This window comes from Shewanella sp. 1180_01, assembly GCF_052850535.1.
In genome coordinates this window covers 41,035-54,900 of record NZ_VXCT01000024.1, presented here as the reverse complement: position 1 = coordinate 54,900, position 13,866 = coordinate 41,035, and the positions used below count along the sequence as shown (strand labels likewise).

General features: G+C 45.7%; 15 protein-coding genes. All 15 read right to left on the bottom strand.

The window, feature by feature from the left end:
- Positions 1-10: 10 nt before the first annotated feature.
- Positions 11-1,141, bottom strand: coding sequence for a flagellar biosynthesis protein FlhB (flhB, locus tag FW758_RS13665; protein WP_446445675.1), 1,131 nt, complete (start codon positions 1,139-1,141; stop codon positions 11-13).
- A gap of 18 nt (positions 1,142-1,159) precedes the next feature.
- On the bottom strand, positions 1,160-1,957 hold the full coding sequence (fliR, locus tag FW758_RS13660; protein WP_107404156.1) for a flagellar biosynthetic protein FliR: 798 nt from the start codon (positions 1,955-1,957) through the stop codon (positions 1,160-1,162).
- A 4-nt stretch (positions 1,958-1,961) separates the two neighbouring features.
- Positions 1,962-2,231 carry a flagellar biosynthesis protein FliQ gene (gene fliQ, locus FW758_RS13655; RefSeq protein WP_107404155.1) on the bottom strand — a complete coding sequence of 90 codons (270 nt, stop codon included), beginning with the start codon at positions 2,229-2,231 and terminating at the stop codon, positions 1,962-1,964.
- A gap of 18 nt (positions 2,232-2,249) precedes the next feature.
- A complete protein-coding gene (gene fliP / locus FW758_RS13650; RefSeq protein ID WP_011847299.1) occupies positions 2,250-2,996 on the bottom strand; it encodes a flagellar type III secretion system pore protein FliP in 747 nt (248 codons plus the stop codon).
- Positions 2,993-3,406, bottom strand: coding sequence for a flagellar biosynthetic protein FliO (gene fliO / locus FW758_RS13645; RefSeq protein ID WP_446445674.1), 414 nt, complete (start codon positions 3,404-3,406; stop codon positions 2,993-2,995). Before fliO ends, fliP begins: the two co-directional genes overlap by 4 nt.
- 30 nt (positions 3,407-3,436) lie before the next feature.
- On the bottom strand, positions 3,437-3,817 hold the full coding sequence (gene fliN, locus FW758_RS13640) for a flagellar motor switch protein FliN (protein ID WP_006082397.1): 381 nt from the start codon (positions 3,815-3,817) through the stop codon (positions 3,437-3,439).
- Between the two features lie 11 nt (positions 3,818-3,828).
- Complete coding sequence (fliM, locus tag FW758_RS13635) at positions 3,829-4,860, bottom strand: flagellar motor switch protein FliM (protein ID WP_259213022.1); 1,032 nt, start codon at positions 4,858-4,860, stop codon at positions 3,829-3,831.
- Between the two features lie 39 nt (positions 4,861-4,899).
- Entirely contained in the window at positions 4,900-5,424 is a 525-nt protein-coding gene (gene fliL, locus FW758_RS13630; protein WP_006085611.1) for a flagellar basal body-associated protein FliL, read from the bottom strand.
- Positions 5,425-5,512: 88 nt separating this feature from the next.
- Positions 5,513-7,669: a flagellar hook-length control protein FliK gene (locus tag FW758_RS13625; protein ID WP_446445673.1), complete on the bottom strand. Its 2,157-nt coding sequence runs from the start codon at positions 7,667-7,669 to the stop codon at positions 5,513-5,515.
- A 259-nt stretch (positions 7,670-7,928) separates the two neighbouring features.
- Positions 7,929-8,375: a flagellar export protein FliJ gene (gene fliJ / locus FW758_RS13620; protein ID WP_006082402.1), complete on the bottom strand. Its 447-nt coding sequence runs from the start codon at positions 8,373-8,375 to the stop codon at positions 7,929-7,931.
- 29 nt (positions 8,376-8,404) lie between these two features.
- A complete protein-coding gene (fliI, locus tag FW758_RS13615; RefSeq protein WP_446445672.1) occupies positions 8,405-9,742 on the bottom strand; it encodes a flagellar protein export ATPase FliI in 1,338 nt (445 codons plus the stop codon).
- Positions 9,743-9,812: 70 nt separating this feature from the next.
- On the bottom strand, positions 9,813-10,727 hold the full coding sequence (fliH, locus tag FW758_RS13610) for a flagellar assembly protein FliH (protein WP_446445671.1): 915 nt from the start codon (positions 10,725-10,727) through the stop codon (positions 9,813-9,815).
- Positions 10,714-11,766, bottom strand: a complete 1,053-nt coding sequence (fliG, locus tag FW758_RS13605; RefSeq protein WP_006082405.1) for a flagellar motor switch protein FliG — start codon at positions 11,764-11,766, stop codon at positions 10,714-10,716. The genes fliH and fliG overlap by 14 nt, the downstream gene beginning before the upstream one ends.
- Positions 11,759-13,441, bottom strand: coding sequence for a flagellar basal-body MS-ring/collar protein FliF (gene fliF / locus FW758_RS13600; protein ID WP_006085615.1), 1,683 nt, complete (start codon positions 13,439-13,441; stop codon positions 11,759-11,761). The genes fliG and fliF overlap by 8 nt, the downstream gene beginning before the upstream one ends.
- Positions 13,442-13,486: 45 nt before the next feature.
- Positions 13,487-13,822: a flagellar hook-basal body complex protein FliE gene (fliE, locus tag FW758_RS13595; RefSeq protein ID WP_006082407.1), complete on the bottom strand. Its 336-nt coding sequence runs from the start codon at positions 13,820-13,822 to the stop codon at positions 13,487-13,489.
- Positions 13,823-13,866: the final 44 nt, after the last annotated feature.

Below are 13,866 nucleotides of genomic sequence, written 5' to 3'. Positions count from 1 at the left end.
TGCTGCTAACTTAATATTTTAACTCATCAGGGATGGGCTGATTAAGCGGGACAGGAATAGGTTTGCGACCACGTCCTTTCTGATATTGACGTAACTGGAAAACATAAGCCAAAATCTGTGCCACGGCAGTAAATAGTCCTTCGGGGATTTGTTGATCTAACTTAGTCGTATGGTATATCGCCCTCGCAAGAGGTGGTGCAGAGACAATGGCAATATTGTGTTCGCGAGCAATCTCACGAATTTTAAATGCAACGTCATCAACGCCTTTGGCAATCACAAAGGGAGCGGCGGAGCGCTGTACATCGTATTTAATCGCTACTGCAAAATGCTCGGGGTTAACAACGATGACATCGGCATTGGGTACTTCAGTCATCATTCGACGCTGGGCTAACTCGCGTTGCATCTGTCGTACCCGCCCTTTTACTTCTGGTTTCCCTTCAGTGTCCTTATATTCATCTTTTACTTCTTGTTTGGTCATCTTAAGTTGCTTGTTATGATTCCAAATTTGGAACGGCACATCGATGACGACAATTAATAAAATAGAGGAGCATAACAAGATAAACATCCACACGAGTAAATCTAATGCGTGGTAGACATTACCGGGAAGATGGTCGCTAGACAGCAACATAATATCGTTAAAATAAAAGCTCAGTAATAAATATGCCGAAAATGCCACCACAGAAAACTTGGCAATCCCCTTTGTCAGCTCAACTACTGCTTGCACGCCAAACATGCGCTTTAGACCTGCTGCAGGGCTCATTTTACTGGCCTTAGGCATCATAGCTTGGGTCGAAAAATTCATTCCACCTAAGGCAACGTTGCCAATAAAAGCAACAACTACGATCAACAGCATAATTTTTGCCATGGGCCATGCGATTTCGCTCGCGACAACGCCCCAGACATTAAACATTTCTTCAGTATCAAATATTTGCGCCCGGTCCATGGTAAAAACCGTCTCAAACACCCGAGTTAGACTCGTGGCTAGACTAGGACCTAGCATATAAAAACCACATGCTGCCGAAATTAATACTGCTGCTGTACCGAGTTCTTTAGAACGCGCAATCTGCCCTTTTTCCCGCGCCTGTTCTAGACGCCTCCCTGTGGGTTCCTCACTGCGTTCACCGCTTGATTCTTCAGCCATGGGCTGCTCCTAATACCGTCATATCAAGCCATCTGCGTTACATTGAAGCGCTAACATATCGCAAAGCAGCACTTGAGCCGCGGCCCACACTTCATCAAAATGCTCCATGACAGGTGTTAAGGTTAACCAAAGAATAAACAGCCCGCCAATCATAGTGATCGGAAAACCTATAGAGAAAATGTTTAACTGCGGCGCGGCGCGGGTCATCACCCCGAAGGACAAATTGACTAACAACAGGGCGATAATCGCGGATATCGACATAGTTAATGCCGCACCAAACATATACGAACCCCAATCTGCTAGAGCACGGTAGCTAGTGAGTGTTAATCCTTGATTAGAAATGGGTAGGGTCTCAAAGCTCGCCACCAGCATACGGATCATCAACAGATGGCCATCTACAGCTAAGAAGATCAATGTCGCCAACAATAGGAAAAAGTTACCAATAACCGGAGTTTGCTGACCAGAACCGGGATCCACCATAGAGGCAAAACCGAGACTGGTTTGCATACCAATAATCTGTCCGGTTAATACAAAAACTTGCATCACCATTTGAGTCACAAACCCCATGGCAACACCAATAATGATTTGCTGCGCTGTGATAAATACTGCGCTGAGTGAAAATAAATCGGCATTTTGAACGGGAGGAAGCACTGGTGCTATAGCAAAGGTAATCGCCATAGCCAATAATAAGCGTACGCGGCTCGGTGTTGTTGCCGCCCCAAATACCACCATTACCATCAGCATACTGGTGACACGAAACAGCGGCCACATATAAGCGGCAATGGTCTGCATTAAGGTATCGAGCAGAAGCTCCATTGGGTTAGCCTATTACTTGCGGGATGCGATTAACCATCTCGACAAAAAAGTCCATTAGGGTTTCTACTAACCAATGTCCCATGAACATCAAACCGAAAAGTGTCACTAATAATCGCGGAAGAAAGCTTAATGTCTGTTCGTTGATCGAAGTCGCGGCTTGAAACACAGCAACAATCAAACCGATACCTAGCCCAGGTAGTACAATGGCAGACACCATCATGACAATAACGGATAGAGCCTCACGAAAAATATCAATTAGCGCCTCTGGACTCATGTGTGGACTCTCCCTTGGCTACCCGAAACTATTCGCTAATGTCCCTAGGACTAAGCTCCAACCATCGACGAGCACAAACAGCATAATCTTAAACGGTAGTGACACTATCATAGGAGATAACATCATCATACCCATGGCCATTAAGATACTGGCCACCACAAGGTCTAACACTAAAAATGGCACGAACAACATAAAGCCAATTTGAAAAGCTGTTTTCAACTCGCTGGTAATAAAGGCGGGGATCAGCACACTCATCGGAGCTTCTTCGGGCGACTTAATGTTCTTATAGCCTGAAATTTCGATAAAAGTTTTTAAGTCAGTGGTCCTGACTTGCCCCAACATAAAACCTTTGAGTGGCTCTTTGCCTTTTTCAAACGCTTGCTGCAAGGTTAACTGCTCTTCAATGTAAGGCTTAACCCCTTCGTCATAAATCCGGTCAAACACCGGCGCCATAATAAAGAAGGTCATGAATAAACTCATGCCAATTAAGACTTGATTAGACGGCGTCTGTTGCAACCCAATGGCTTGACGTAATATTGACAGAACGATGATGATCCGCGTGAAAGAGGTCAACATAATGAGCATCGCAGGTAAAAAACTCAGCGATGTCATCAACAGTAAAATCTGCATTGTGACCGAGTATTCTGTTGAACCGTCAGGTCCTGTTGTTACGGTAACCGCAGGCAAAACACCATCGGCAGCCCATGCCGACGGCATGCATAACAGAATAACTAAGCCAACTAGCGCGAGGATACGTGTTGTCATTGTTTTAATTTCGCCTGACGTAGCCGACTCGCAAAGGAATCAGACTCTATATGGATAGGTTCAGCTAACTTATCGATCAAACTCACCTGCTGCGAGCTCACTCCAAGTAAATATTGCTGTTCCCCCACCTGTACCAAGACTAAACGCTCTTTTTGACCGAGGGAAGTCACGGCTATCGTTTTTAGAACACCGTTGGTAGTGGGTACTAAATTGAACCGCCTCAGTAGATAAGCTAACGCAAAAATTAAGAGTAAAACCAGAATCAAGCCACCTAACATACTCGCTAGGGTTGCGACTTGAGAAGGTTCAGCCATTTTTGCGGCTGGAGTCATGTTCGCTGCGCTTTCCCCGAGGCTATCGGCGCTCGTTTGAACCGCTGCCACTAAACTCTGTATTACCGATGTGCTCATTTAAAGTTCCAACTACTTATACAGCTCGTATTATTTAAGCTTTTTAATTCGCTCGGTTTGACTGATCACATCGGTTAAACGAATACCGAATTTATCGTTTACTACCACAACCTCACCATGCGCAATCAGCGTACCGTTAACCATCACATCTAAGGGTTCACCTGCAACTCTGTCTAGCTCAACCACAGAACCTTGGTTTAACTGCAACAGGTTACGAATACTAATGTAGCTACGGCCCACTTCCATAGAGATAGTGACGGGGATATCTAAAATAGTATCTAATTTTGCCGCTTCTGCCTTAGTGATAGGTCTTGAATCATCAACTAATTCATCGAGTTCAATCGCGTTAGCTTCCTCTAAGGCTTGTTCTGCCATTGCTGCAGCCCAATCATCCGTATCGTCTGTGCTCATCTTACTTCACCTTATAATTCTGATATATCGCGAGATTTACCCTTGCGCGTCACTAATTGTAGCTCGGATTTAACTGTCTCTGGCCGAGGGATCTTTTCATGTATTTTAAGCGCTAGGTTATCTCTAGAACGGCCCATTTTACAACGATATGTCGGTAAATCCTCGATTTTCATCATAATATATTCCGGCAGCTCAATCGGAATAATATCGCCCGCTTTAAAATTCATCACATCTTTGAGCGTTAACTCATGTTCCACAATGTTGGCATCGAATCCAACCTTCACATCCATGATTTCATCATGCAATGCCTGAGACCAACGCATGTCAGTATCTTGCTTATCACTTTGTACACCGGCATCGAGCAACTCGCGAATAGGCTCAATCATGGAATAAGGCATAGTGATATGGAAATCACCGCCACCGCCATCGACTTCAATATGGAATGAGTTAATCACGACAACTTCGGTAGGGCTGACAATGTTGGCCATGGCCGGATTAACTTCTGAGTCCAGATAATCGAACTCAACATCCATTACAGGTGCCCATGCATCTTTATAATCTTCAAAAATTATTTTGAGCAACAGTTGTACAATACGTCTTTCTGTTGGCGTAAATTCACGCCCTTCAATCTTGGCATGGAAACGCCCATCACCACCAAAGAAGTTATCCACTAGGATGAACACCAATCGAGCTTCCATGGTGATCAATGCAGTGCCCTTGAGCGGACTAAAACGCACCATATTCAAGCTAGTAGGAACGAATAGCGTATGTACATACTCACCAAACTTGAGCATCTGTACACCGTTAATCGACACTTCGGCAGCGCGGCGCATCATATTGAACATGCTGATACGCAAATGGCGTGCAAAACGCTCATTCACGATTTCCAACGTCGGCATACGCCCACGAACTATTCGATCTTGGGATGAGAAATCATAGGAACGTGCATCATGCCCAGCGGAATCAATTTCGTCATCATCATCGACGTCATCAACCCCGTGCAGTAGCGCATCAATTTCGTCTTGGCTTAATAAATCACTCACTATATTGCCTTAGCCTCTTTTGGTGCTGAAATTAAAGGGTTATTGCATCACAAAACCAGTAAACAGCACTTTCTCGACAACTTTACGGCCAGTAACCGACTGCAAAGTATTTTGCACACTCAAGAGTGCTAACTGGCGTAACTCATCTTTCCCCGCCTGCGTACTGAGTTTTTGCACATCAGCGCCGCTAAAGGTCGTTAACAGCGCATCTTCAATCAGGGGGATGTGTTTTTGTGTCAGCACATCATCGTCTGTACCACGCACCATAAGTTGTACTTTTATCTCAACTAAACGAGCACGATCTGGGCCTGGGAGGTTAAACAAAAAAGGCCGGGGCATAGGCACATAAGATGCTGTAGTGAGCGCACCACTTTCAGCAGGGGTTATTGTTTGGACAGCTCCATCAGTCGGCGTAGCGGCGTCCTCAGAACTACCAAGGAAAAACCACAGGGCACCTGCAATAAGCAGAGCTACTAAAACCCCCACTCCAATAAAAATAAAGAGCTTTTTTTTACTTTTGGGAGCTTCGGTGTTCTCAAGTTCTAACGATTCTTCCTTAGCCATTCACTATTCTCTTTAATTTAAGCAGAAACACTTACGTTTAATTAATATGGAAACGTAACTATGTTAGTCATTGCTATAGGTTACCTACTTAAGCGTAATAATCTATACCTGAATTTACACTAGTGGCTTGATTTAAACCTAAATGTAGCTCTTCTGCCGAGATTTCATCCACATCAGTCCCATTTGAACCGCCACCATCGCCAAAACCACCCTCTCGACGTTCACCTTGGCCACCTTGAGACACATGACTATCAGCCAATTGCATCCCTTGCTCTTGCAGTAACTCGCGCAATCTCGGCATAGCTTGTTCAACCAGATCACGCGTTTGTGTCTGAGTGACATGGAACTGTACTTGGGTTTGATCGCCATGCACTTGGATTTTTACCAGCATATGCCCAAGCTCTGGGGGATCAAGCCTAATCTCAGCATGTTGAATACCTTGACTCACCATAGTGATCAACTGTTGCTTCATTACAGGTGAAAACCGTTGGATCATCTCTTGCATTTGATTCTGCTGATCGACACCTTGACGTAATGACAGCTGAACTTGCATTGTTTCCTGACGATTAACTTGTAGTGGTGTCGATGACTGAGTTAAAGAAGAAAATGACTTGATGTCAGTTGTTGATCCCTTGTCGTCATCACCCATAACGAATGGCTTAGCATCTCTTTGAGCATCAAGCGTCACACTGTATTTAGCATCCTTTAGCAAAGTCCCCGCATCCATTGCCGCTTTTGAGATATCAGCATTGACCTCAGTATCACTCACCATGCTGTCCTTAGGACCAACAGCGTTACCTAAGATGTTCTGTGCATCCAGTGTTGTAACTATAGGCTGAACTTCTACTTTACTAACCACGACATCAACATTGGCATTTCTGCTCACTTGCTGAGGTTTTGCAATCTCAGCATTGCGTACTGTTAAGTTATTGCTGGCAATAGTAACGTCATTCGCATCGTTCTCACCCAAGTTAGAGGTATCTGCCATCTTGGGACTTACCAAGTCCAATGTATCCACTATTTCATCAGCGATTATAGATGTTGCAGCCATTTCATTCTTAGTAGTCGATGGCGCTAGCGTTTCTGACTTTAAGGTTTGGCTTGCTGTATTAGGCTTCAACGCTGATTCGTCTACGTCGTCTGAGGTTGCAAGTGCCTCAGAATTAAGATCCAACCTTGCACCACGCTGTTCAGAGTTTAGACTCGCAACTTGATGCGCATATTTGTCCGTTGAAAATGATTTATCACCTTTAAGTTCAGTCACATCTGCTTCTTTCAATAACACGCTTTCTAGATTTTTTGATGATGCCTTTGCCGCGGTCTCTGCTGTATCTACAAATTCAGATAAATCCAAATTTTCAGATGTTTTACTGTTCGGCGGAATGACTTGTCCCTTTAAAAATGCAGAATGAGATTCAACGCTTTTATCCGTAGATAACTGTGACTTCAATGCATCTAAAGTGTCATCAAGTAATACTTTCTTACCCTGGATTGCTTCAACGGGTAATATCTCTGCTGATGTTCCACTGGAGGCTACTAGAGTATTTTTTTGCATTATCTCTACCGATTCTTTATCAGCAGATACTTTATTAGTGGCATCAGTCTCATTTAAAGCCCCTGTATCTAGTTGAAGTTGGCCAGTTAGCTTTTTGAGTTCAGAGGAAAAAGAAGTATCAGTGTCCAATACCTTTTGGATACTTAATAGATCGCCGTTTGAGGACTTGCTATTACTTTTCTCAGTTGCCAGGTTAACTTCACTTGACGTTAAAATATCAGCCTTACCTTGCGCTGAGCCTGAGATGTCGACAATAGGAAGCTCAGTGTTTATCGCTTTCATTGAAGCTTGTACACCCGACAGCTCAACGGTACTGAATGCATCACTTTTCAATAAAGGGTCACCAGACTCATTATTTTCCCCTTGGGAAAAGTCAGACGGCAAACTCTCTCCCTCTGATGCCATTTTCTTCATGTCATTTGCCATGCTTATTTGGGCGAAGATGAGATTTACGTCAGCGTCATCCGTTGATATGTCTTTATCTTTTACTTTATCAGTAGAGGCGATTTGCACTTTATCGTCAGTATTCGCTGCAGCCTTTTTAGGCGCGGAAATAGAAAATGAGCTAGCGGAGACTGACGCAAGTGTAGATGAAAAGTCTTCATTATTAGACTCTTGGGAAGATGTCTTAGCGGAATTGGCCGCAGAGTTGCCTGTTTTACTCAACAGGATGTTGGTCATTTGTTGCATAAGTGCTCCCAAACATCACCCAGCAGAAAAAGAAAATGGCTAGGTAGAAACGTCAATTAAACACTGCGGTTGCAGGGTCATGGACTAAATTAAAGCAAATAAGATGCCAAAACTTCAGTTTTTACTGCGGCATATTGAAAAGAATAAAACTCAGGGAAAGAAGTCGAACAAATGTTCTGCACCATAAGCGGCAACAGAAAACTGAACTCATACGAGTTAGTGAATGGCAAAGATACCGATCATTTAACGCACCATTACACTAACGCTGATGACGGCGATAAAACTGCTGAGAAGCAAATTCATCGGTCATTTTCTGCTCTCGTTTTTGTTCAACAACTTGGCGCTTCTTCTCTTTACTCGCTAAGAGTAATTCCACTGCCTTACGTTTTTTCTGTTTTTCCAACCAATGCTGTTGTCGATATTCTTTTTGTTTTTCACCGTCGGCCACAACGCGATTTTGCTGAGTAATAGCGTCATCAATCTGACGAATAAAGCGATGAAACTGATGATAGTGACTGGCACTAATGGCTTGGCCTTGCTGGGATTGCATTTGCTTCATGTATTCTAAGCGATAGTTATTCAGTGCACTGAGTTGATTCAGCCGCTTTTGGCACTCTAATTGCGCCGATTTTAACAGTAACGCCGCTTGTTCTTCGGCATCATTGGCGAGCTTTAACACTAACAACAAGGGATCGGCGTTAGCCATACTAGACCTCGATTAATTCGATGACGCCATTATTTGCACTGAGCGGCAAGTTGCCCGAGCATGACTTGGCTATCGGTAAAACTGAATGCATCACGCATGGTTTGGCGTAAAAAAGCATTCATCGCCGGCTGTAATCGTATCGCATTATCGATTCGAGGATCGCTTCCTTGAGCATAAGCGCCAATTGAAATCAAATCCCGATTTTGCTGATACAAGGAATAAGTTTGTTTCACGCGGCGCATCGCTTCCAAATGTTCATTGGAGATCACCATAGGCGCGACTCGGCTAATAGAAGCTTCAATATCAATGGCGGGATAATGCCCAGAGTCCGCAAGCGAACGTGACAAGACTATGTGACCATCTAGGATCGCCCGCGATGCATCGGCAATGGGATCCTGTTGATCGTCCCCTTCCGTCAACACAGTATAAAATGCCGTAATTGAACCTTGACCTGGGCCACCGTTGCCGGCGCGCTCAACTAAACGCGGCAGCTTGGCAAACACTGAAGGCGGATAGCCTTTGGTGGCAGGCGGCTCACCCACAGCCAAAGCAATTTCCCGCTGCGCTTGGGCGTATCGCGTCAAACTATCCATTAATAACAAGACGTTATAGCCTAAATCGCGGAAATATTCGGCAATACGAGTCGAGGTTTCACAGGCGCGCAGGCGCATCAGCGGCGAGGTATCTGCAGGCGCGGCAACAACAACAGAACGCGCTCGACCTTTATCCCCAAGAATCTCTTCAATAAACTCTTTGACTTCACGGCCACGCTCGCCCACCAGCCCAACCACAATAATGTCGGCAGTGGTACCACGGGTCATCATGCCTAAGAGCACACTCTTACCCACACCAGAACCGGCAAACAAGCCCATACGTTGGCCTTTACCCACAGTCAGCATGGCATTAATGGCGCGCACGCCGACGTCCAGCGGCTCGGTAATGGCACGGCGAGATAAGGGATTAATGGCAGCGCTATGTCTTGACGCTTGTTGATCTGTCTGCAAAGCACCTAAACCATCTAAAGGCACACCGTTGCCATCGAGCACGCGTCCTAACAGGGACAAGCCGACATTAAGTCCAGTTTGTTCCCCTAAAGGCACCACTCGGGCACCGGGTAATACCCCACGTAATTCTTCGATAGGCATTAAATAAAGGAGTTCACCATCAAAGCCGACAACTTCGGCAATTAACTCGCCCGCCATGGTTTCGATGGAACATAAGCTGCCCACAGGCGCGCGGCAACCGCTCGCCTCTAAGGTTAAGCCAACAACACGCACCAGCTGACCACTGGCCACAGCACGAAATGGCGGCACTTTATCCTGATGATGATTCAGCCTATTCAGCAGTTGGTGTTGGCGATTTTGCATCTGTTCCGGCATCCGATTGGGTATCTAAGTGATCACCTGTGTTTGAGGCAGATTGCATATCCTCAGCGTCTTAGTTAACCGTCTCGACAGCTTGGTTATCCGCCGTTTGATCATCAAGCTCAGACTCAAGCGCCACAGCAACTTGTTTGGCAGTATCTTCAGCTTCAATCGTCTCTTGCAGTTGATGCTGTTTATCACTCAAATGCGCATGTTGATTTCGTAATGACTCAAACACAGTATCGATACGCGATGAAAGCGTTAAATCGACTAATGAGCGATGACAGCTCAGAATACAATCGCCAGCACTTAACGTCGGATCGACTTCAAGTTCCCATTTACTGCGGGTCAGTTGGGCGGTGGAATAAAGTTGTTCGACAAGGATCACATCGTCAGGATGCAGCCGAATAGTCACCGCTTGCTCTTTAATCGGTAGCGACTCTATGCCTAAGCGTAATGCCGAAAGCACTTGTTCTGGATGGGTTTTTAATTCGTGGCCTATGACTGATTTAGCTAATGTCATACTCAAGTTCAGTAGGGAGAGCTCAATATCACCATCGAGTAATTGCAATGGCTTTTCAAATTGAGTTAATAAGGCTTCAAACCGCGAAAGTAAAACTTTGGCTTGAGCTAAACCAGTTTCTAAACCTTGCTCATGCCCTTGGGCGAGCCCTTCGGTATGGCCTTGCTCTAAGCCTTCTAAGCGACCTTTTTCTAACCCTTGCTCGTAACCTTGTTGTTTACCTTCGGCAAAACCTTCTTCTTCAGCTTGGGCGCGAATGTCTTCAATCTCGGCCATCGTCGGCGGAGAAACACTCTCAACTGTCGTCGGCTTAGCGGCTTGATGATTCGAATGACCGAACAAATTCGAGATAGAATCGTCATCGGCTTCAGTCACATCTGGCAGTGCCCAGTGACTAAACTCAATATCTCCGTCGCTCAAGACCTTATTTGACGGTTTATTGTCGCTCGGATTAGAGGAACTCATCGCCACCACCGCCGCCTAACATGATTTCGCCACTGTCGCTTAAGCGACGGGCAATAGACAGGATTTCTTTTTGGGCGACTTCCACTTCACTGATACGGATTGGGCCCATGGCCTCAAGATCGTCACGTAGCAATTCTGCGGCACGTTTTGACATGTTGCCCAAGATTTTTTCTTTCAGCTGATCATCTGTGCCTTTGAGCGCCTTCATCAGTACATCTTGCTGTACTTCACGGAGCAGTGCTTGAATACCACGGTCATCAACATCGATTAAGTTTTCAAATACGAACATCAAGTCTTGGATTTGCTGCGCCATTTCTTCGTCAGACTCACGCATGGTTTCCATCAACTGACTTTCGATACCCGTATCTAAATAGTTCATGATGTTGGCAGCCGCTTTTAGGCCGCCCATTTTCGCGGCCTGTGCGCCACCTTGACCGGCAAACTGTTTCTCCATGATGTCGTTCAGCTCTTGCAGTGCAGCGGGCTGTACTTCTTCAAGATTCGCAATCCGCATCATCAAGTCTAAGCGAGTATTTTCTGGGAATTGACCAAAAATTTCCGCCGCCTGATCGGGTTCTAAATAGGACAACACGATCGTTTGGATCTGAGGATGTTCGTTTTGAATAATGGTCGCTACTTGGCGTGCATCCATCCATTTCAACGAATCCAAACCTTTAGCACCGCTGCCCATGATAATCTGTTCAATCAGATTACCCGCTTTATCTTCACCCAGCGCGGCGGTTAAGGCTTTACGAACGAACTCTTCGCTGTTGAAACCAATAGAAGAATACTTTTGAATGTCATCGAGAAACAGCTTATGTACCCCGATGACTTTTTCTTGACCAAACTCATCCATTGCCGCCATCGCCATACCCACTTTTTGCACTTGCTTCGGCTCTAAGTGTTTTAAAATGGATGCAGCATCGGCCTCACTCAAACTGAGGAGTAAGATCGCGGTCTTTTCAACACCGCTAATATCCTTAATGTTAAAGGCAGGTGGGGCCGCTGGAGCCACTTCTTTCGTTTTATTCTCAGCCATTATCTTGTAACCAGTTTTTCACGACTTGAGTAGAGAGCTCAGGCTCATTAGCCACGAGCGCACGGATAGCTTTAATCATATCATCATCTTTGTGCAAATTAGGGATATGAATTGAACCATCATCGGCATAACTGTATTCCGCCTCTTGGGTATTGAGCATCCCTAGCGTATCTGCCGCGTACTGGTCCTCAATTTCGGCCAATTCGTTACCTAATCTGCCATCCTCAGGCATATTCACACTGTCAGGATAGATTAAGCGTTTCAGCATAGGACGTACCACAGCTAAAATCAGTACCAGGATCACTAGCGCACCAATACCGAGCTTAATCGCGCGCCAGAACCAAGGTTGCTCCCACAGTTCTAGTGCTGGCAAGTCTTCAACCAATTGATCCATAAAGGGAACCGTTACCACTTCTAACACATCACCCCGTTGCGAGCTAAAACCTACCGCACCTTCGAGTAAACGACGAATGTTGGTCAGTTCTTGTTCAGTACGGGCAACGCGCGCCACTTGGCCATTTTCTCCAGCGGCACCGGGTTTAAAGTCCACAGCAACCGACACACTAATGCGGCGAACGGCGCCAACTTGCTGACGGGTATGGCTAATGGTGGTATCTAACTCAAAATTACGGGTCGCCTCACGGTGTGAATTACCCGCAGTGACAGACTCGGTCGCTTTAGTCGCATCTTGCGGAATGTTCGATTCCATTGGCGGTTGATTCGATAGCGCGCCAGGGATCCCACCCGAAGATCCGCCAGTGGTATTATTTTCAACGGTCATTTCGCTGCGTAAAGACGGTAAATCAGGGTTATAACGCTTAGAAGTTTGCTCGACCGCAGTAAAGTCCATGCTGACATCGACTTGAGAGGTGAAATTATCAGGACCTAAGATAGGTACCAAAATCGATTCAATCTTAGTGCGATACTCGGCTTCTTTTTGCTGTACTAATTCAAGCTCGCGACGGGCTGTCGCAGACGCGCCATCTTGGCTGCCGGAGTTTAATAAACGGCCGTTAGAGTCGGTCACAGTCACCCGTGATGGCTCTAAACCTTGCACAGCAGAGGCAACGATATCGACGATAGCGTCGACTTCACCTTGGCCTAAACCGCCACGACGGGTATTGATAACCACAGTCGCACTTGGTTTTGAGGCATTGCGAGCAAAGACGTTTTCTTTAGGTAACGCGAGGATCACTTTTGCGCGGCTAACACTTTGTAGTTGCTCAATCGCACGGGCTAGGTTTTCTTCTTGGCTGTGCTTAAGACGAGCCTGCTCCATACGTTGGCTGACACCGAAGCCGCTGTCTTGATTCAAAAAGTCTTGACTAGCCGCAGGGCTATCGACGCCTGCGCGGCTCAGCATCATTTTGACTTCTTGATATTTATCTTCGGGGACTTTAATCACGTCTACATCGATTTGATACTTAACTTTATTTTTATCAAGCACATCTAATACTTGAACCATTTCCTGAGTTTCCATTTTACCCAATGGACGATACTCAGGCTCCTGTGCCCACAGCATGACAAATACGGCTAAGGCCAAACAAATCGCCAAGGCTAAAATCATAGTTACTTGACGCATCATATCGACACCGCCAAGGTTTCCCATCATTCCTGACTTATGTTCTTGCTGGACACCTTGGTCAGCTAAGTCGGAATTGGATCCGACAATCATTTCTGTGCTCACGATTCGTACCTGCTAATTGGGTTATTCACTGGCCTAGACAGGCATGCTCATTATTTCTTTATAGGCTTCGACAAGCTTATTACGTACTTGTACCGTTGCCTCGAAGGCGACGCTGGCTTTCTCACGGGCAATAACAGTATCCGACAAAGTGACGGTAGTATCTCCCATTTCTAAGCGCGTCGCGAGGTTTGATGATGTCGACTGTAAGCCGCTGACATTGCCGACGGCTTGCGAGAGTAACTGACCGAAGTCCGCACCACTGGTGTTATTAACTTGCTGCATGATATTTGGCTGAACGCCAAAAGACGGCGTAATTTCGCCTTGGAGTTTCTGCATTTCTTGCAGGAATGAATTTGCGCCTATTTGCATGCTGAGCTCCCAGTCGTCGAGTTCTTGACGATCAAAATACCTAT